14 protein-coding genes and 2 pseudogenes are annotated in these 18263 nt (G+C 72.5%); 11 read left to right on the forward strand and 5 right to left on the reverse strand.

What is annotated here, in order from left to right:
- The first annotated feature begins 53 nt into the window (after positions 1–53).
- From DBP14_RS28495 to DBP14_RS28525, 7 genes and pseudogenes are all read left to right on the forward strand, one after another.
- A complete protein-coding gene (locus DBP14_RS28495) occupies positions 54–1496 on the forward strand; it encodes a citrate:proton symporter (RefSeq protein ID WP_129309961.1) in 1443 nt (480 codons plus the stop codon).
- A 21-nt stretch (positions 1497–1517) separates the two neighbouring features.
- A pseudogene (locus tag DBP14_RS28500) lies at positions 1518–2761 on the forward strand (MFS transporter).
- A gap of 100 nt (positions 2762–2861) precedes the next feature.
- A complete protein-coding gene (locus tag DBP14_RS28505) occupies positions 2862–3545 on the forward strand; it encodes a hypothetical protein (protein WP_129309962.1) in 684 nt (227 codons plus the stop codon).
- Positions 3532–4281: a class F sortase gene (locus DBP14_RS28510; RefSeq protein ID WP_129309963.1), complete on the forward strand. Its 750-nt coding sequence runs from the start codon at positions 3532–3534 to the stop codon at positions 4279–4281. The genes DBP14_RS28505 and DBP14_RS28510 overlap by 14 nt, the downstream gene beginning before the upstream one ends.
- 572 nt (positions 4282–4853) lie before the next feature.
- Positions 4854–6230, forward strand: coding sequence for an ABC transporter ATP-binding protein (locus tag DBP14_RS28515; RefSeq protein WP_129309964.1), 1377 nt, complete (start codon positions 4854–4856; stop codon positions 6228–6230).
- A 136-nt stretch (positions 6231–6366) separates the two neighbouring features.
- Positions 6367–7755: an aldehyde dehydrogenase family protein gene (locus DBP14_RS28520; RefSeq protein WP_129309965.1), complete on the forward strand. Its 1389-nt coding sequence runs from the start codon at positions 6367–6369 to the stop codon at positions 7753–7755.
- Positions 7756–7770: 15 nt separating this feature from the next.
- Positions 7771–8853 carry a Zn-dependent alcohol dehydrogenase gene (locus tag DBP14_RS28525; RefSeq protein WP_129309966.1) on the forward strand — a complete coding sequence of 361 codons (1083 nt, stop codon included), beginning with the start codon at positions 7771–7773 and terminating at the stop codon, positions 8851–8853.
- 9 nt (positions 8854–8862) lie between these two features.
- On the opposite strand, the gene DBP14_RS28530 is transcribed toward DBP14_RS28525, so the two are convergent.
- Together DBP14_RS28530 and DBP14_RS28535 are read right to left on the reverse strand one after the other, a co-directional pair.
- Positions 8863–9798: a DMT family transporter gene (locus tag DBP14_RS28530; RefSeq protein WP_129309967.1), complete on the reverse strand. Its 936-nt coding sequence runs from the start codon at positions 9796–9798 to the stop codon at positions 8863–8865.
- A gap of 408 nt (positions 9799–10206) precedes the next feature.
- The gene (locus DBP14_RS28535; protein ID WP_129309968.1) at positions 10207–10848 is read right to left on the reverse strand and encodes a TetR/AcrR family transcriptional regulator; all 642 of its coding nucleotides are present in this window, start codon (positions 10846–10848) and stop codon (positions 10207–10209) included.
- Positions 10849–10919: 71 nt separating this feature from the next.
- On the opposite strand from DBP14_RS28535, the gene DBP14_RS28540 reads away from it, so the two are divergent.
- The 3 genes from DBP14_RS28540 to DBP14_RS28550 all read left to right on the forward strand — a co-directional run bounded on the left by DBP14_RS28540 (position 10920) and on the right by DBP14_RS28550 (position 13126).
- Positions 10920–12071 carry an acyl-CoA dehydrogenase family protein gene (locus DBP14_RS28540; protein ID WP_129312136.1) on the forward strand — a complete coding sequence of 384 codons (1152 nt, stop codon included), beginning with the start codon at positions 10920–10922 and terminating at the stop codon, positions 12069–12071.
- Positions 12072–12144: 73 nt separating this feature from the next.
- Positions 12145–12432, forward strand: a complete 288-nt coding sequence (locus tag DBP14_RS28545) for a YiaA/YiaB family inner membrane protein (protein ID WP_129309969.1) — start codon at positions 12145–12147, stop codon at positions 12430–12432.
- A 70-nt stretch (positions 12433–12502) separates the two neighbouring features.
- Complete coding sequence (locus DBP14_RS28550; protein WP_129309970.1) at positions 12503–13126, forward strand: TetR/AcrR family transcriptional regulator; 624 nt, start codon at positions 12503–12505, stop codon at positions 13124–13126.
- Between the two features lie 24 nt (positions 13127–13150).
- Here DBP14_RS28550 and DBP14_RS28555 read toward each other — a convergent pair whose 3' ends face one another.
- From DBP14_RS28555 to DBP14_RS28565, 3 genes and pseudogenes are all read right to left on the reverse strand, one after another.
- The gene (locus DBP14_RS28555) at positions 13151–13612 is read right to left on the reverse strand and encodes a MaoC family dehydratase (protein WP_129309971.1); all 462 of its coding nucleotides are present in this window, start codon (positions 13610–13612) and stop codon (positions 13151–13153) included.
- A gap of 346 nt (positions 13613–13958) precedes the next feature.
- Positions 13959–14391, reverse strand: a pseudogene (locus DBP14_RS28560) (RNA ligase (ATP)); the annotation flags it as partial.
- 192 nt (positions 14392–14583) lie between these two features.
- Entirely contained in the window at positions 14584–15186 is a 603-nt protein-coding gene (locus tag DBP14_RS28565; RefSeq protein ID WP_129309972.1) for a hypothetical protein, read from the reverse strand.
- A 286-nt stretch (positions 15187–15472) separates the two neighbouring features.
- Between DBP14_RS28565 and DBP14_RS28570 the strand changes: the two genes are divergently transcribed.
- A complete protein-coding gene (locus DBP14_RS28570; protein WP_129309973.1) occupies positions 15473–18259 on the forward strand; it encodes a penicillin acylase family protein in 2787 nt (928 codons plus the stop codon).
- Positions 18260–18263: the final 4 nt, after the last annotated feature.

The following is an 18263-nucleotide window of genomic DNA, read 5'->3' on the forward strand; positions in this document are numbered from 1 at the left end:
GTCGCACCGCCGGCCCTGGTGGCTGTCCACGGGCGAACGTTAGGTATCCACTCATGCTGACCATCCTCGGCTTCGCCATGATCGCGACCTTCCTGGTCCTGATCATGCTGAAGAAGATGTCGCCGATCGCGGCGCTCGTGCTGATCCCGGCGCTGTTCTGGGTCCTCGTCGGCAAGGGGGCCAAGCTCGGCGACTACGTCATCGACGGCGTCACCGGTCTCGCGCCCACCGCGGCGATGCTCATGTTCGCGATCGTCTACTTCGGGACGATGATCGACGTCGGCCTCTTCGATCCGGTCGTCCGGGGCATCCTGAGGTTCTGCAAGGCCGATCCGCTGCGCATCGTCGTCGGTACGGCCGTACTCGCCGCGATCGTCTCCCTCGACGGCGACGGCTCGACCACCTTCATGATCACGGTCTCGGCGATGTACCCGCTGTACAAGCGCCTGAAGATGTCGCTGGTCGTGATGACCGGCGTCGCGGCCATGGCCAACGGCGTGATGAACACGCTGCCTTGGGGCGGTCCGACCGCACGCGCCGCCACCGCGCTGAAGCTCGACGCGAGCGACATCTTCGTCCCGATGATCCCGGCCCTCGCGGTCGGTCTGCTGGGCGTCCTCGTCCTCGCGTACGTCCTTGGCCGCCGCGAACGCAAGCGGCTCGGCGTGCTGACGCTGGACGAGGTGCTGGTGGCGGAGCCGGAGACGGAAACGGAGCCGGAGGCGGTGCTGGTCGGCGCCGGCACGGGCAGCAAGGGCGAGGGTGAGATTGCGGGTGCCGGCAAGGCGGCCCGGACGCGCGGCGGTTCCGGCGCCGGCGCGGATCTGCCCGACCGTCCCGAGGAGAACTCCGCCTTCCAGGGCCTCGACCCCGACCGCCCCACCCTGCGCCCCAGGCTGTACTGGTTCAACGCGCTGCTGACCGTCGTCCTGCTCACCGCGATGATCATGGAGTGGCTGCCGATCCCGGTGCTGTTCCTGCTCGGCGCCGCGACCGCGCTGTCCGTCAACTTCCCGCACATGCCGGACCAGAAGGCCCGCATCGCCGCGCACGCCGAGAACGTTCTCAACGTCTCCGGCATGGTCTTCGCCGCCGCCGTCTTCACCGGTGTGCTCCAGGGCACCGGCATGGTCGACCACATGGCCACGTGGCTGGTGGACAACATCCCCAGCGGCATGGGGCCGCACATGGCCTTCGTCACCGGCGTGCTGAGCATCCCGCTCACGTACTTCATGTCCAACGACGGCTTCTACTTCGGCATCCTGCCGGTCCTGGCGGAGGCGGGTCAGGCGCACGGCGTCTCCTCGCTGGAGATCGCCCGCGCCTCCCTCGTCGGACAGCCGCTGCACATGTCCAGCCCGCTCGTCCCGGCCGTGTACGTCCTGGTCGGCATGGCCAAGGTCGAGTTCGGCGACCACACCCGGTTCGTCGTCAAGTGGGCCGTCCTCGTCTCGGCGCTGATCCTCGGCGCCGGACTCCTGTTCGCCATCATCTGACCGTTCCGGGAGGACACGACCATGGGGTCCGGTAGGCACCGCGGCTGGCTGCTCCGCCTCGTCATCGTCTTCGGATTCGCGCAGGGGGCGGTGTCGATGGCCCGGCCGGCCGTCTCCTACCGGGCTCTCGCGCTGGGCGCGGACGAACGCGCCGTGGGCGTCATCGCCGGCGTGTACGCCCTGCTCCCGCTCTTCGCCGCCGTACCGCTCGGCCGTCGCACCGACCACGGCAGGTGCGCGCCGCTGCTGCCCGCCGGGGTCGTGCTCATCTCGGGCGGCTGCGTGCTGAGCGGGCTCGCCGGCTCGCTGTGGGCGATGGCCCTGTGGAGCGGGGTGATGGGCCTCGGGCACCTCTGCTTCGTCATCGGAGCCCAGTCACTGGTGGCACGGCAGTCCGCGCCGCACGAACAGGACCGTGACTTCGGGCACTTCACCATCGGCGCCTCGCGCGGCCAGCTCGCCGGACCCCTCGCCGCGGGCTTAGTGATCGGCGGCCCGGACCTGGCCGGCAGCAGCGCCCTCGCCCTCGTCGTGGCGGGAGGGGGCGCGGCGCCGCGGTCACCTCGCTGTGGCGCGTCGAGGACCGTGAGAACCGTACGGCCCTCAACTCCCGCCCCCGGCACGGTGAACGGGTGCCGGTCGGCGGGATCCTGCGGGCCCGCGGTGTGCCCGCGGGCATGCTCATCAGCCTGTCCGTGCTGTCCGCCACCGACATCCTCACCGCCTACCTCCCCGTCGTCGGCGAGCACCGGGGCATCGCGCCGTCGCTGATCGGCCTGCTGCTCAGCCGGCGCGCCGGGGCCACGATCGCCTGCCGGCTCGTCCTCACCCCGCTGCTGCGGGTGCTCGGCCGGCCCGCGCTGCTCACGCTCACCTGCTTCCTCGCCGCCCTGCTGTGCGCCGGGGTCGTGCTGCCGGTGCCGGTGTGGGCGCTCGGCCTCATGCTGGGCGCGCTCGGGTTCTGCCTCGGCGTGGGCCAGCCGCTGTCCATGACGACGGTCGTGCAGGCCGCCTCCGCCGGGGCCCGGTCCACCGCGCTCGCCCTGCGGCTGACCGGCAACCGGCTCGGCCAGGTCGCCGCCCCGGCCGCGGCGGGCCTGGTCGCCGGGGCGGCGGGAGCGGCCGCGCCGTTCCTGCTGCTCGGCGCGCTGCTGCTGGTGTCGTCGAGGGTGGCCGTGCGCTCGCCGGGCGGTGGCGGGGCGCCCGGGCCGGCTGCCGGACGGCGGTCGAAGGGGCCGGCATTGCGCCGCACGGGCGATATCTGACGGCGCGTTGGGCGCGGATACCGCCACTCCGTGGGGCTCATGAAAGAGAGTCCACCCGAAGAGCGATTTGTATGAAAATCGTCTAACCGGAGGAGCTCGCATGCCCAGCCTGTCACTTCCACGTTCCTACGGCACCCGCGCGGGCGCCACCGTCGTCCTCACCGCCCTCGCCGCGGCGGGCGCGTCGTGGGTGGCGGCACCGATGGCCTCCGCGGCGGGGGAGAACGGCGACATCCGGGTCCACGACGAGCGGCATGTCACCGGGACCGCGCTCACCGGGTCGGCCAAGGACGATCCGGTCGTCTGCCGGTTCTACCTGGAGGCCGTCAACTTCGACACGCTCCCCAGTGTCGTGTACACCATCACGCCGCAGCCCCCGCTGCCCACTGCCGCGACCGTCTCCGGCACCATCCAGCTGGCCGGCGGGGCTGGGCACACCGACCCGCTGGGTCTCGCGGACGGCCAGTACAAGATCACCTGGACCGTCGGCACGCCTCCGGCCGTGAAGTCGAAGGTGTTCCGCGTCAACTGCCATGACGACAAGCAGCACAGGGGCGAGAACGGCCCCGGCCGGATCGAGGACCACCACCGTGACGACGCCGCGTGGGGTCAGGGCGACGACCACGACGGCCCCAAGGGCGGCGTGCACGCGGGCGGCGGCGGCCTCGTCGACCGGGCGGCCGCGTACTCGCCGGTGGCCGGCGCGGCGGCCGTCGGACTGCTCGCCGTCGGCGGCGTCGCCTACGTCCGGCTGGTCCGCCGTCGGCCCGATGGCGCCGCGTAGGCGCCGACGCAGGCCCTGGCACCCCAGGCGCGCCTACCGCCTCGCCCGGACCGCCCTGCTGACGGTCGTCATGGTCGTCATGGGCGTCCGGTGCGAGGCGCGCCACCGTCCGGTCGCCCCCGAGGCGGCCGGCGGTCCGGGCACGGTGGCGGCGGCCGGCGTCCACCCCGGCTCCGCCCGCTCCGACGGGCGCGGCGCGGACCACGCGGACGCCGCGCCCGCTCCTGCGGCGCCCGCCCGTACGGCGCCTGCCTCCAGCGCGTCCCCGGTCCGCCCGATGCCCCGGTCGCGGCCGGTGTCCTTCCGCATCCCGTCCCTCGGCATCGACGCGCCGGTGATCGGCGTGAAGCTGGAGAAGGACCGGCAATTGGAGACCCCGCCCCTCGGCAAACCCAAGCTGGTCGGCTGGTACCAGGGCGGACCCACCCCGGGCGAGTCCGGCACCGCCGTCGCCGTCGGCCACCGGGACACCATGACCGGGCCCGCGGTCTTCGCCGGCCTCGCCCAGGTCAAACCCGGAAAGCCGATCGAGGTCCGGCGCGCGGACGGCCGTACCGCCGTCTACACCGTCGACCGGGTCAAGGTCTACGACAAGGCCGGCTTCCCCGACAAGGAGGTCTACGGCGCCTCGAAGCGTCCCGAACTCCGCGTCCTCACCTGCGGCGGCCTCTACAGCCGCCGCACCGGCTACACCAGCAACGTCGTGGTCTTCGCCCATCTGACGGCGACGAAGTAGCGGCGCACCGGGCCAAGGGGCACCGGGGCCGGGGGAGCGCCGCAGGCCTCGCCTCACGGCTGCGGGCCGGCGCCCGGGCGGTACCGGGGAGTCCGGCTGGGCCCGGCGATGCCGCTGTCTCCGCCGCGGGCGGGGGCTCGGGCTGTCGTGCGGGTCCCCGCCGCCGGCCGGTGGCGGCCCGTGCGCTGCTCAGGGTGCCGCCGCCCCGGCCGGGCCGGGTGCGGCCGAGCCGGTGGGTCTCGGCCACTGCCGGAGGCGGCGCGCGGGTTCGGCCTGCCGCCGGGGAAGAGCCGGGGAGGCGGCGAGGCCCGGCCGTCGTCCCCGGCCCCCCGGCTCGACACCGCTCACGGCGTCAGGGCCGGGGGCGGTCGCCGTAGCCGCCCCTGACCTGGCGGGATGCCGGAAGCTGTGTTCCGTGCCGCATGCACCCATGTGCCCGATGTGGCCCCATGTCTTCCCTCGCGCGGGCACCGTCCGTTAACTTCCGTGACGCACGGGCCCCGTACGACCCGCACGAGGCTTTCGGACACACGGAGCAGCGGCGCTCCGGACAGCCCCCGGGGGCAGCAGCCATGACACGCGCCATCTCTCTGCACGACGTGAGCAAGTCCTACGCTCGGGGCCCCCGCGTGGTGGACCGGATCTCGCTGGACATCCCGCCCGGCGAGTTCCTCGTCCTGCTCGGCCCCTCCGGCTGCGGCAAGTCCACCGTGCTGCGGATGATCGCCGGCCTGGAGGAGATCGACGACGGCACCCTGCTCCTCGACGGCGAGTACGCCAACGACTGGCAGCCCTCGGAGCGGAACATCGCGATGGTCTTCCAGAACTTCGCCCTCTACCCGAGCATGACCAGCCGCGACAACATCGGCTTCCCGCTGCGCATCGAGGCGCCGAACGCCGACCCGCGCCCCCGTATCGACGCCACCGCCCGCATGCTCGGCATCGAGGACCTCCTCGACCGCTTCCCCGGCCAGCTCTCCGGCGGGGAACGGCAGCGCGTCGCCATGGGCCGGGCCATCGCCCGCCACCCCTCCGCCTTCCTCATGGACGAGCCGCTGTCCAACCTCGACGCCAAGCTCCGCAACCACCTGCGCGCCGAGATAGCCCAGCTCACCCGCGAGCTGGGCGTCACCACGGTGTACGTCACCCACGACCAGGCCGAGGCCATGTCGCTCGGCGACCGGGTCGCCGTCCTGCGCGGCGGCGTGCTCCAGCAGGTCGGCAGCCCGCGCGAGGTGTACGCGCTGCCCCGCAACGTCTTCGTCGCCGCGTTCATCGGCACCCCGCGCATCAACCTGCTGCGCGGCCTGGTCCGTGCCCCGCTGGACGGGGCCATGACCATCAGTCTCGGCAAGCAGTACCTGAAGCTGCCCGAACCCCTCTCCCTGGACCACCAGTTGCTTCGGGTGCAGCAGGGCCGCGAGGTGATCGTGGGCCTGCGCTCGGAGGCGGTGCGCATCTCCCCCACGCTCGGCTTCGCTCGCGCGGGGGGACCCCCACCGCACAGCTCCGCCCGGCCCGGCGAGGTGCCGCTGACCGGGCTGGTGGAGCACGTGGAGTTCCAGGGCCACGAGATCCTCGTCCACTTCAACACCGGCTCCAGCCCCGCCGTCGTCCCCGAACTGGAGGCCCCGCGCCCGGCGTCCCGGCCCGCCCGGCGGCGGCGCAGGGAGGGCGCGGGCGTGCTGGACCGGCTGAGGGAACGGGCCGGGGCGCTGCGGGCCGGCCCGGTGGGGGTCCTGGATCACCCCGTCGACGACCTGCCCGAGCCCGCGCCGCCGGAGGGCCGGCTCCCCGGCGACCTGGTCGTGCGCACCACCCCCGACATCCAGCTGCGCCACGGCATGCAGGTCCCGCTCCTCGTCGACCTGGCCCACCTCTTCGTCTTCGACCAGCACGGCGAACGGATCTGCCCGGCCCCGGCCCGGCTGCCCGACCTGGAGGAGTGAGCCGCCGCCGGTACCGTGATGATGTCCCGGTACGCCGGGCCGCCGCCCGGCCCGGCGGACAGGTCGCTCTGGCGCACAAAAACTAACGCCGCTAGTTTGTGTGCCGGACGACGCAGACCTGCCGGGAGGAAGCAGCATGAAGGCACACGACGGCCTCTACATCGACGGCGCCTGGCGCCCCGCGGAGAGCCGGGACGTCATCGAGGTGGTGAACCCGGCCGACGAGCAGGTCATCGGCCGGGTACCGGCCGGCGGCGCCCTGGACGTCGACACCGCCGTACGCGCCGCGCGCGCCGCCCTGCCCGGCTGGGCCGCCACACCCCCGGCCGAGCGGGCCGCCCGGCTCACCGCCCTGCGGGACGTCCTGGTCGCCCGCAAGAACGAGATCGCCGAGACGGTCACCGCCGAACTGGGCGCCCCCCTGCAGTTCTCCCAGGCCGTGCACGCGGGCGTCCCGATCGCCGTCGCGGGCTCCTACGCCGAGCTGGCCGCCACCCACTCCTTCGAGGAGAAGGCGGGCAACTCCACCGTCCTGCACGAGCCCGTCGGCGTCGTCGGCGCCATCACCCCGTGGAACTACCCGCTCCACCAGATCGTCGCCAAGGTCGCCCCGGCCCTGGCCGCCGGCTGCACCGTCGTCCTCAAGCCCGCCGAGGACACCCCCCTCACCGCCCAGCTGTTCGCCGAGGCCGTCCACGAGGCGGGCGTCCCGGCCGGTGTGTTCAACCTGGTCACCGGCCTCGGCCCGGTCGCCGGACAGGCCCTCGCCGAGCACCCCGGCGTCGACCTGGTCTCCTTCACCGGTTCCACCGCCGTCGGCCGGCGGATCGGCGCGATCGCGGGCGCCGCCGTCAAGAGCGTCGCCCTCGAACTCGGCGGCAAGTCCGCCAACGTCATCCTGCCCGGCGCCGACCTCGCCAAGGCCGTGAACGTCGGCGTCGCCAACGTGATGTCCAACTCCGGCCAGACGTGCAGCGCCTGGACCCGCATGCTCGTCCACACCGACCGGTACGACGAGGCCGTCGAACTGGCCGCCGCGGCCGCCGCCAAGTACGGCGACCGGATCGGCCCCGTCGTCAACGCCAAACAGCGGGACCGGGTCCGCGGATACATCGAGAAAGGCGTCGCCGAGGGCGCCCGCCTGGCCGCGGGCGGCCCCGAATCCCCGCGCGAGCAGGGCTACTTCGTCAGCCCGACCGTCTTCGCCGACGTCACCCCGGAGATGACCATCGCCCAGGAGGAGATCTTCGGCCCCGTCCTGTCCATCCTCCGCTACACCGACGAGGACGACGCCCTGCGCATCGCCAACGGCACCGTCTACGGCCTCGCCGGCGCCGTCTGGGCCGGTGATGAGGCCGAGGCAGTCGCCTTCGCCCGCCGTATGGACACCGGCCAGGTCGACATCAACGGCGGCCGGTTCAACCCGCTCGCCCCCTTCGGCGGTTACAAGCAGTCCGGGGTCGGCCGGGAACTCGGCACGCACGGACTGGCCGAGTACCTCCAGACCAAGTCCCTCCAGTTCTAAGGAAGTCAGCGAGTCATGGCCGTACGTGCCGCCGTCCTGCCCGCCATCGGCGCCCCCCTGGAGATCACCGGCATCGAGCTGCCCGACCCGGGCCCTGGACAGGTCCGGGTCCGCCTCGCCGCCGCCGGCGTCTGCCACTCCGACCTGTCCCTGTCCAACGGCACCATGCGGGTGCCGGTCCCGGCCGTCCTCGGCCACGAGGGCGCCGGCACGGTCGTCGCCGCCGGCGAGGGAGTCACCCACGTCCGCACCGGCGACCCGGTCGTCCTCAACTGGGCGCCCTCCTGCGGCTCCTGCCACGCCTGCGCGCTCGGCGAGGTCTGGCTGTGCGCCAGCGCGCTCAGCGGCGCCGCCGACGTCTACGCCCGCACCACCGGCGGCACCGACCTGCACCCCGGCCTGAACGTGGCCGCGTTCGCCGAGGAGACGGTCGTCGCCGCGTCCTGCGTGCTGCCCCTCCCGGACGGCGTGCCGCTGGTCGACGCCGCGCTCCTCGGCTGCGCCGTCCTCACCGGCTACGGCGCCGTCCACCACTCGGCGAAGGTCCGTGAGGGCGAGACGGTGGCCGTGTTCGGCGTCGGCGGGGTCGGCCTCGCCACGCTCCAGGCGGCCCGTATCGCGGGTGCGTCCCGGATCGTCGCCGTCGACGTCTCCCCGGAGAAGGAGGAACTGGCCCGCGCGGCCGGCGCCACCGACTACGTCGTCGCCTCCGACACCACCCCGCGCGAGATCCGCGCCCTCACCGGCAAACAGGGCGTCGACGTGTCGGTCGAATGCGTGGGCCGCGCGGTCAGCATCCGCGCCGCCTGGGACTCCACCCGCCGGGGCGGCCGTACGACCGTCGTCGGCATCGGCGCCAAGGAGGAGCAGGTCTCCTTCAACGCCCTGGAGATCTTCCACTGGGGCCGCACCCTGTCCGGCTGCGTGTACGGCAACACGGACCCGGCCCGCGACCTGCCCGTCCTCGCCGAACACGTCCGCGCGGGCCGGCTCGACCTCTCCGCCCTCGTCACCGACCGCATCGCCCTGGACGGCATCCCGGCCGCCTTCGACAACATGCTGGCGGGCAAGGGGGGCCGGGCGCTGGTGGTGTTCTGAGGGTCCGGGTCAGCGGACCCGCTCGGGGCGCGGCTCCTCGGCCGTCGCCCCGGCGGGCCGTGCCGAACGCGCCCGGGAGCGGGAGACGGCCACGCCCGCGAGGCACAGCACGCCGCCGGCCAGCGTCAGCACGCCCGGCACCTCACCGAGCGCCAGCCAGGACATCAGCACCACCAGGGCGGGTACGGCGTACGTCGTCGCGCCCATCCGGCTGGCGGTCGTCCGCGCCAGCGCGTAGGCCCACGTCGTGAACGCGAGGGCGGTCGGGAAGACGCCCAGATACAGCATGTTCAGCGTCGCCGACGCGGGGGCGTGGGCCGCCTCGTGCACCAGCTGTCCCGTGAACGGCAGGCACACCATGGCGCCGACGAGACAGCCGAACGTCGTCACCTGCAGCGCGCTCGCCCGGCCGAGCGCGGGCTTCTGCGCGACGACCCCGAAGGCGTAGCCCACGGCGGCGAGCAGGCACAGCAGCACACCGAGCACCGAGGAACCGCCGCCGGACGACATCGACAGGCCGACGGTCACCGCCCCGGCGAAGGACACCGCCATGCCCGCGAGGAGCCTCGGCGGCATCGGGTCGCCGAGCAGGCGGGTGCCGAGCAGGGCGATGAGCAGCGGGCCGACGTTCACGACGAGGGCGGCGGTGCCGGCGTCCACCTGCTGCTCGCCCCAGTTCAGGACGACCATGTACACCCCGAACCAGAGCAGGCCCGACAGCCCGATCCCGCGCCAGGCCGTCCTGGGCGGCCATCCCTCCCGCCGTACCAGGCAGATCGCCCCGAGCACGAGGCTCCCGGCGAGCAGCCGCCCGAGCGCGAGCGCGCCCGGCGAGTACGTGTCCCCCGCACTGCGGATCGACACGAACGCGCAGGCCCACAGGACCACGGTGACGGCGGCCGCGCCGAGGGGCAGCAGCCGCTGCCTGGCCGGGATGACATCCATGCCCCGAGGCTAGGCGCCCACGCCGCCCCACCGCTGGCGGATTTCCGACACGGTCCCCGGCGACGAGGCCGGGCGGGAGCGGATCCCACTCACCGGCGCTGGCCGGTTGCCGCTGCGCCCACCCGTGCCGCCCCAAGCGGCACGCATGCCCGCAGCTACGTAGGAGGGCCGCTGCAGGGCGGGCGCCGCCCAACGCCCACGTGCCCGCAGCGACGACGGACCCGCGGCCGAAAGCGCCGTTGCTCGCACAGTGCCCCGTAAGGGGCGCGGGGAACTGCGCGAGCAACCACGACGGACCCGCGGCCGAAAAACGCCGCAGGCGGGGCAGCGCCCGTAAGGGGCGCGGGGAACTGCGCGACGAGCCACGACGTGCCCGCACTCGACACACCGACCCGAACCGGCCGTAGGTCACACGCTCTGCCGGTCGACCTCGTACTGCTGCGCCAACCCCTCCAGCAACGCCGCCAGCCCCGCCTCGAAGGCCCTCTCGTCGATCTTCTCCTGCTGCTCCGCGAGCAGATGCGCCTGCCCGAGGTGCGGATAGTCGGCCGGATCGTACGCACTCGCGTCGTCGACGAACCCCCCGGCGAACGAACCGAGCGCGGAGCCCATGATGAAGTACCGCATCAGCGCCCCGATGGACGTGGCCTGGGCCGGCGGCCACCCCGCCCGCACCATCGCCCCGTACACCGCGTCCGCGAGCCGCAGCGCCGCCGGGCGGCGGCCGGGGCCGCGCGCGAGGACCGGGACGATGTTCGGATGGTCCCGCAGGGCCGCCCGGTAGGACACCGCCCAGTCGTGCAGCGCGGTCCGCCAGTCCCGCTGGCCCTCGAACATCGACAGGTCGACCAGCGCGCTCACCGAGTCCGCGACCGCCTCCAGGATCTCGTCCTTGGTCCGGAAGTGGTTGTACAGAGACGGCCCGCTCACCCCCAGCTCGGCGGCGAGCCGGCGCGTGGAGACGGCCGCCAGGCCCTCCGCGTCCACCAGTTCCCGTGCCGTCTCGACGATCCGGTCGGTGCTGAGAAGGGGCTTGCGCGGTCGGGCCATGGCGCACATAGTAGGGCTGGACAAGGAAACTAGCAGTGCTAATTTAAATGTGGGTGTGAGGTGATCGCGTGGTGAACCTGGAGCTGAGCGAGGAGCAGACCGCCGTACGGAAGCTTGCCCGGGACTTCGTGGCACGCGAGATCGCCCCGCACGTGCTCGCCTGGGACCGCACGGAGGAGGTCGACCGCGGCATCGTGAAGAAACTCGGCGCGGTCGGTTTCCTTGGTCTGACCATCGACGAGGAGTATGGTGGCTCCGGCGGCGACCACCTCGCGTACTGCCTGGTCACCGAGGAACTGGGCCGTGGTGACTCCTCGGTCCGCGGAATCGTGTCCGTCTCGCTCGGTCTGGTCGCCAAGTCGATCGCCGCCTGGGGGACCGAGGAGCAGAAGCGGCGGTGGCTGCCCGGCCTGACCGCCGGCGAGTACGTCGGCTGCTTCGGCCTCACCGAGCCCGGCACCGGATCCGACGCCGGCAACCTCACCACCCGGGCCGTACGCGACGGCGACGAGTACGTCCTCAACGGCACCAAGATGTTCATCACGAACGGCACCTGGGCCGACGTCGTCCTGCTCTTCGCCCGCTCCACCGACGCCCCCGGCCACAAGGGCGTCACCGCGTTCCTCGTCCCCACCGACACCCCCGGCCTGACCCGCCGCACCGTCCACGGCAAGCTCGGACTGCGCGGCCAGGCGACCGCCGAACTGGTGCTGGAGGACGTCCGCGTGCCCGCCTCGGCGATGCTGGGGGAGGAGGGCAAGGGCTTCTCCGTCGCCATGTCGGCCCTGGCCAAGGGGCGGATGTCGGTCGCCGCCGGCTGCGTCGGCATAGCCCAGGCCGCCCTGGACGCGGCCGTCCGGTACGCGGGGGAGCGCGAGCAGTTCGGCAAGCCGATCGCCCGGCACCAGCTCGTGCAGGAGCTGATCAGCGACATCGCCGTCGACGTGGACGCCGCCCGGCTGCTCACCTGGCGGGTCGCCGACCTCGTCGACCGCGGCGAGCCCTACGCCGTCGAGTCCTCCAAGGCCAAGCTGTTCGCCTCGGAGGCCGCCGTCCGCGCCGCCAACAACGCCCTTCAGGTGTTCGGCGGCTACGGCTACATCGACGAGTACCCGGCGGGCAAACTCCTGCGCGACGCGCGGGTGATGACCCTCTATGAGGGCACGAGCCAGATCCAGAAGCTGCTCATCGGCCGCGCCCTGACCGGGGTCTCGGCGTTCTGAGTACGCGCCTGAGTATCCCGGGTGAGTATCTCGGCGGATGTGGCGCGGGCCACGTCCGCCGATGATCGGTGCCATGAGTGACACACCGGTCAAACAGCAGAGCACGGCCGCCTTCTACGGCCAGGCCGTCGCGTCCTTCGCCATCGCCCTCGCGGCCACCGCCGTGGGCATCTTCCAGCTGGGCGCCAACGCCTGGGTGCGCGGCTTCCTCGGCATCGCGGTGCTCTACCTGGTCACCTCCGCCTTCACCCTCGCCAAGGTCATCCGGGACCGCCAGGAGGCCGGGCAGATCGTGAGCCGTGTGGACCAGGCCCGCCTGGAGAAGCTGCTCGCCGATCACGACCCCTTCGAGAAGCTGTAGTCCAGGCTAAGCGAGCGCTCACCTTCAACGGTATGGTGGAGGTCCTGTCACCGAGAGGGGCGAGCGAGCGATGAGTACGGCCGAGGAGACGACCGGCGGCGACGTCGAGCCGTGGGAACAGGTCACCCCGGACGCGGCCCGGCGGCTGCTCGTCGCCGCGGTGGAGGCCTTCGCCGAGCGCGGCTACCACGCCACGACGACCCGTGACATCGCCGGCCGCGCCGGCATGAGCCCGGCCGCGCTCTACATCCACTACAAGACCAAGGAAGAGCTGCTCCACCGGATCAGCCGCATCGGCCACGACAAGGCCCTCGACATCCTGCGCACGGCGGCGCGGCGCGAGGGCACCGCGACCGAGCGGCTGGCCGACGCCGTCAGCTCCTTCGTCCGCTGGCACGCCGGGCGGCGCACCACCGCACGCGTCGTGCAGTACGAGCTGGACGCGCTCGGACCTGAGGCCCGCGCGGAGATCGTCGCGCTGCGCCGGCAGGTGGACGCCGAGGTGCGCGGCATCGTCGAGGACGGCGTGGCCTCGGGCGAGTTCGACGTGCTGGACGTCCAGGGCACGACCCTCGCGGTGCTGTCCCTGTGCATCGACGTGGCCCGCTGGTTCACCGTGAACGGGCCCCGCACGCCCGACGAGGTCGGCACGCTCTATGCCGACCTCGTGCTGCGGATGGTGGGGGCGAAGTAGGCTCCGCCGGGCCTCAGATGTAGTTCAGATGTAGTAGCGGGACACCGACTCCGCGACGCAGACCGGCTTGTCGCCGCCCTCGCGCTCCACGGTGAAGGCCACGCTCACCTGGACGCCGCCGGGGACGTCCTCCACGCCGGTGATGACCGCGGTGGCGCGGAGGCGGGAGCCGACCGGGACGGGGGCGGGGAAACGGACCTTGTTCGTGCCGTAGTTGACGCCCATCCGCACGCCCTCGACGGTGATCAGCTGGGGGGCGAAGAGGGGGAGCAGGGAGAGGGTGAGGTAGCCGTGCGCGATGGTCGTCCCGAAGGGGCCCTGTGCGGCCTTCTCCGGGTCGACGTGGATCCACTGGTGGTCGCCGGTGGCCTCGGCGAACAGGTCGATCCGCTTCTGGTCGATCTCCACCCAGTCGGTGTGGCCCAGCTGCTCGCCCACGGCTGCCTTCAGCTCGTCGGGGGAGGTGAAGGTCCTCGGTGCTGCCATGTTCTTCCCGGCCCTCTCGCTTCGCTTCGGATCATCTAAGCAACTGCTTAGCATGCTATCCGCGGTCGCCATCGCCGTCCACAACCAGCCCCGCCGAACTTCCCCCCGCCTCCACTTCCAGCCCCGTCGTGGCCGCTCGCGCAGTTCCCCGCGCCCCTGAGGGGCGCTGCCCCCCTGTACCGTCTCGCCTGCGGGCGCGTGGTGGCCGCTCGCGCAGTTCCCCGCGCCCTTACGGGGCGCTGCCCCCCTGTACCGTCTCGCCTGCGGGCGCGTGGTGGCCGCTCGCGCAGTTCCCCGCGCCCTTACGGGGCGCTGCCCCTGCCGATTTCGCCTGCGGGCGCGTGGTGATGTCGACCCAGGGCAGCAGGTCGGGCGCCGGCTCGACCTCCCCGTCCATCGTCGTCGGGATCGGCGGCACCCACTTGGTGATGCCCAGCCGCTCGGCGAAGTCGGTCCCCTCGGCGGCAGCCCGCGTCAGATCCACGCCGGCCAGCGCCTTCGGCCGGCACACCAGCCCCTGCGACAGCTCACCCCGCAGCCGGACCGCCTTCACCCGGTTCGCCGCGCCGCCCGCCAGCCGCCCGGTCAGCCCCAGTTCACCGATCAGCTCGTCCGGCAGTACGGACTGCTCCGGGATGTACACGGCCGCGTCCCCGGTGCGGTAGGCGCCCCTTGGCGACCACCGCCCGGTACAGGCCCACCTGGGCCAGTTCGAGCGCGTCGGCGTTCGGGTGTTCGTGGACGGTCAGCACTTCGGCGGTGACACGCAGGGTCGACATGGGACAGCCTCTTCTCCCGGTCGGGACAGGGGATCGTTCGGTCCCCACCGTCCGGACCACAAAGGGCTGGAGCGACCGGTTTTGCCGCTGGTGGCGTGCCGATCCGATCCACCAGGGGTGCGGCATCCCCGGCGCACCCCCGGTCCTTCGCGCGGTCGGCGCCGTCCGCGCCCGTCGCGCCGCCCGGCCCGGTCAGGCCGACATCAGGAGGCGGCCGCGCCGGGCGTAGGTCAGGGCCTGGGTCGTGAGCACGGGGCTCGGCACGAGGATGCCGCAGTCCGCGCAGACCGGGCCGCAGGACGGCTCGTGGTCCAGGCCGTGCCGGTAGACGAGCCGCTCCCCGCCGCACACGGGGCAGCCCGAGCCCGGTTCCCGCTCCAGGGCGGCGATCAGCCGGCGCAGCACCTCCGCCAGCGGCTCACCGGGGTGCACCTTCGGGTTGTCGCACCAGGCCACCCCGAATCCACCCCAGGTCAGGCGGTGCCAGTCGTCCACGCTGCCCGGCCGGCGCAGTCCGTCGTGCTTCTCCTTCTTGCGGCGCTCGGCGAAGTCGGTCTCGTAGGCGAGCCACACCGCCCGTGCCTCCTCCAGCTCCTCCAGTGCGGCCACGAGCCGCGCCGGGTCGGGGGACCTGTCCTCCGGGCCGAATCCGGCCCGGGAGCACAGATGGTCCCAGGTCGCCCGGTGCCCGTAAGGGGCGAACCGCTCAAGGCACTTGCGCAGCGAGTAGCGCCGCAGCGCCAGGTCGCACCGCGGGTCGCGCACCTGTCTCGCCAGACTTCGGAATCCGGCCATCGCCCTGCACCTCCGTCTTAACCTTGCGTCCACACCTGCGTCATGCGCTCACGTCACGTCGGCGGCGCCGTACGGCTGTCGGGCTCGGGACTCCGCCGTCGCCAAGTAGACGTACGACGAAGCGCATCGGCTCCATCCGATTTCCGATGCCCTGCCATAAGGCGTGGCGGGTTGACCGCCTCCCACCGGCCTCACCTCCTTGGAAAAGTGACGCATGTTCATCTTCAATCCCGGGGATACCGGCGGTAACATCCGGCCACCCCACCCCTCGTCGGGAGGAGCTGCCATGCCATGGCGCACCCCGCACCACGTGTTGTCCGACAGACTGAGAACTCCCCGCAAGCTCTCCGGGTTCCTGAAGACGGCATCCGTATGCGTACTGACAGCCGCACTTCTCTCCCCGCTCACCCGAACGGCCGCAGCCGCCGACGCGCCCGCCTCCAACGACTACTGCGGCGGCCAGTGTTCGGACATCCTGCCGCCCGGCGAGAACGGCAACGCCACCCTCGCCCAGATCCTGCTCAACCAGGTCTTCGGCACCCAACCCGCGCACGCCGAGGACCAGCTCGGGCCCTACGCGAACCTGGCCACCGGCTACTCCGGGCTCACCGACGCGAAGATCAACAACTTCTTCAACGACGCCTCCTTCGGCGTCCCTTCCGACCAGGTCGCCTCGACCGAGAAGCCGGCCGGCCGCAGTGACGTGACGATCGTCCGCGACAAGAAGGCCGGTGTGCCGCACATCACAGGCACCACCCGGTACGGCACCGAGTTCGGCGCCGGCTACGCGGCCGCCGAGGACCGGCTGTGGCTGATGGACGTCTTCCGGCACGTGGGCCGCGGCCAGTTGACCTCGTTCGCCGGCGGAGCCCCCGCCAACCAGGGCCTGGAGCAGCAGTTCTACCGCAACGCCCCCTACACCGAGGCCGACCTGCAGGCGCAGATCGACAACGCCGTGGCCAACGCGGGCGCGCGCGGGCAGCAGGCGCTCGGCGACGTCAACGCCTACCTCGCCGGTGTCAACGCCTACATCGACGCCTCCGACAGCGGCCGCTACTTCCCCGGCGAGTACGACCTGACCGGCCACAAGGACCCGATCACCAACGCCGGCACCATCGAGCACTTCAAGGTCACCGACCTGGTCGCGCTCGCCTCCGTGATCGGCTCACTGTTCGGCGCCGGCGGCGGGGGCGAGGTCAACAACGCCCTCTCGCTGCTCGCCGCCCAGGCCAAGTACGGCACCGAGGAGGGCACCCGGGTCTGGGAGGCCTTCCGCGAACGCAACGACCCCGAAGCCGTCCTCACCGTCCACGACACGAGCTTCCCCTACGGCGGCAGGCCGGCCGACGCCCAGGGCGAGGCCCTGCCCGACCCCGGCTCGGTGACCCAGGAACCGCTGGTCTACGACCGCACCGGCAGCGCCGCCACCACGAGCGCCACCAAGGCCTCCGGCACCGCCGCCAAGGCCACCCTCGGCTCCGCCCGGCGCGGCATGTCCAACGCGCTCGTCGTCAGCGGCAAGCACACCGCGAGCGGCCACCCCATCGCCGTCTTCGGGCCGCAGACCGGCTACTTCGCGCCGCAGCTGCTGATGCTGGAAGAGATACAGGGCCCGGGCATCAGCGCCCGCGGCGCCTCCTTCGCCGGCCTGAGCATGTACGTCGAACTCGGCCGCGGCCAGGACTACTCCTGGAGCGCCACCACCTCCGGCCAGGACATCATCGACACCTACGCCGTCGAACTGTGCCAGGACGACCACCACTACCTGTACCACGGCACCTGCACCGCCATGGACGAGATCGAGCAGAAGAACGCCTGGAAGCCGACCACGGCCGACGGCACGCCGGCCGGGTCGTACACCATGCGGGTGTGGCGCACCAAGTACGGGCCCGTCGAGTACCGCGCGACCATCGGCGGCAAGAAGGTCGCCTACACCACGCTGCGCTCCTCGTACCTGCACGAGGCCGACTCGATCATCGGCTTCCAGATGCTGAACGACCCCGGCTACGTCAAGGGGCCGAAGGACTTCCAGAGCGCGGCCCAGCACATCAACTACACGTTCAACTGGTTCTACGCCGACTCCCAGCACACCGCGTACTACAACAGCGGTGACAACCCGGTCCGCGCGTCCGGCGTCGACGCCGAGTTCCCGGTGTGGGCGCGTCCGGCGTACGAGTGGCGGAACTGGGACCCGGCCACCAACACCTCCGACTACACCCCGCCCGCCGCCCACCCCAACTCCGTCGACCAGGACTACTACGTCTCCTGGAACAACAAGCAGGCCAAGGACTACACGACCGCGTCCTGGGGCGACGGCTCCGTGCACCGCGGCAACCTCCTCGACGACCGGGTGAAGAAGCTGGTCGCGGCCGGCGGTGTCACCCGGGCCCAACTGGTGCAGGCCATGGCCGACGCGGCCCTCGCCGACCTGCGTGCCGAGGACGTGCTGCCGGAGCTGCTCCGGGTGATCGGCTCCTCGCCGGTGACCGACCCCACGGCCGTCGACGCGGTCAAGAAGCTCCAGGCGTGGGTGAGCGCCGGTGCCAGGCGCACCGAGACCTCGGCGGGTTCGAAGACCTACGCGAACGCCGACGCCGTCCGCATCCTGGACGCCTGGTGGCCGCTGCTGGTCAAGGCCGAGTTCGAACCGGGCCTCGGCAGCGACCTGTACACCGCGTTCACGAACAACCTGTCCGTGGACGAGGCGCCCTCCGCCGGGCACGGCCCGACCGGCTCGCACGCCGGAAGCTCCTTCCAGTACGGCTGGTGGAGCTATGTCGACAAGGACATCCGGGCGGTGCTCGGTGAGCCGGTCCAGGGCGGCCTCGGCCAGAAGTACTGCGGCGGCGGCAGCCTCGGGGCCTGCCGCGACGCACTGATCGGCACCCTGAAGCAGGCGGCCGGGCTGACCGCCGCCCAGGTCTACCCGGGCGACGACCAGTGCTCGGCCGGCGACCAGTGGTGCGCCGACTCGATCGTCCAGCGCACGCTGGGCGGCATCAAGCACGGCCACATCAGCTGGCAGAACCGGCCCACCTTCCAGCAGGTCGTGGAGTACACCTCGCACCGGTGACCCG

It is taken from the genome of Streptomyces sp. L2, from assembly GCF_004124325.1.
Lineage (GTDB): Bacteria > Actinomycetota > Actinomycetes > Streptomycetales > Streptomycetaceae > Streptomyces.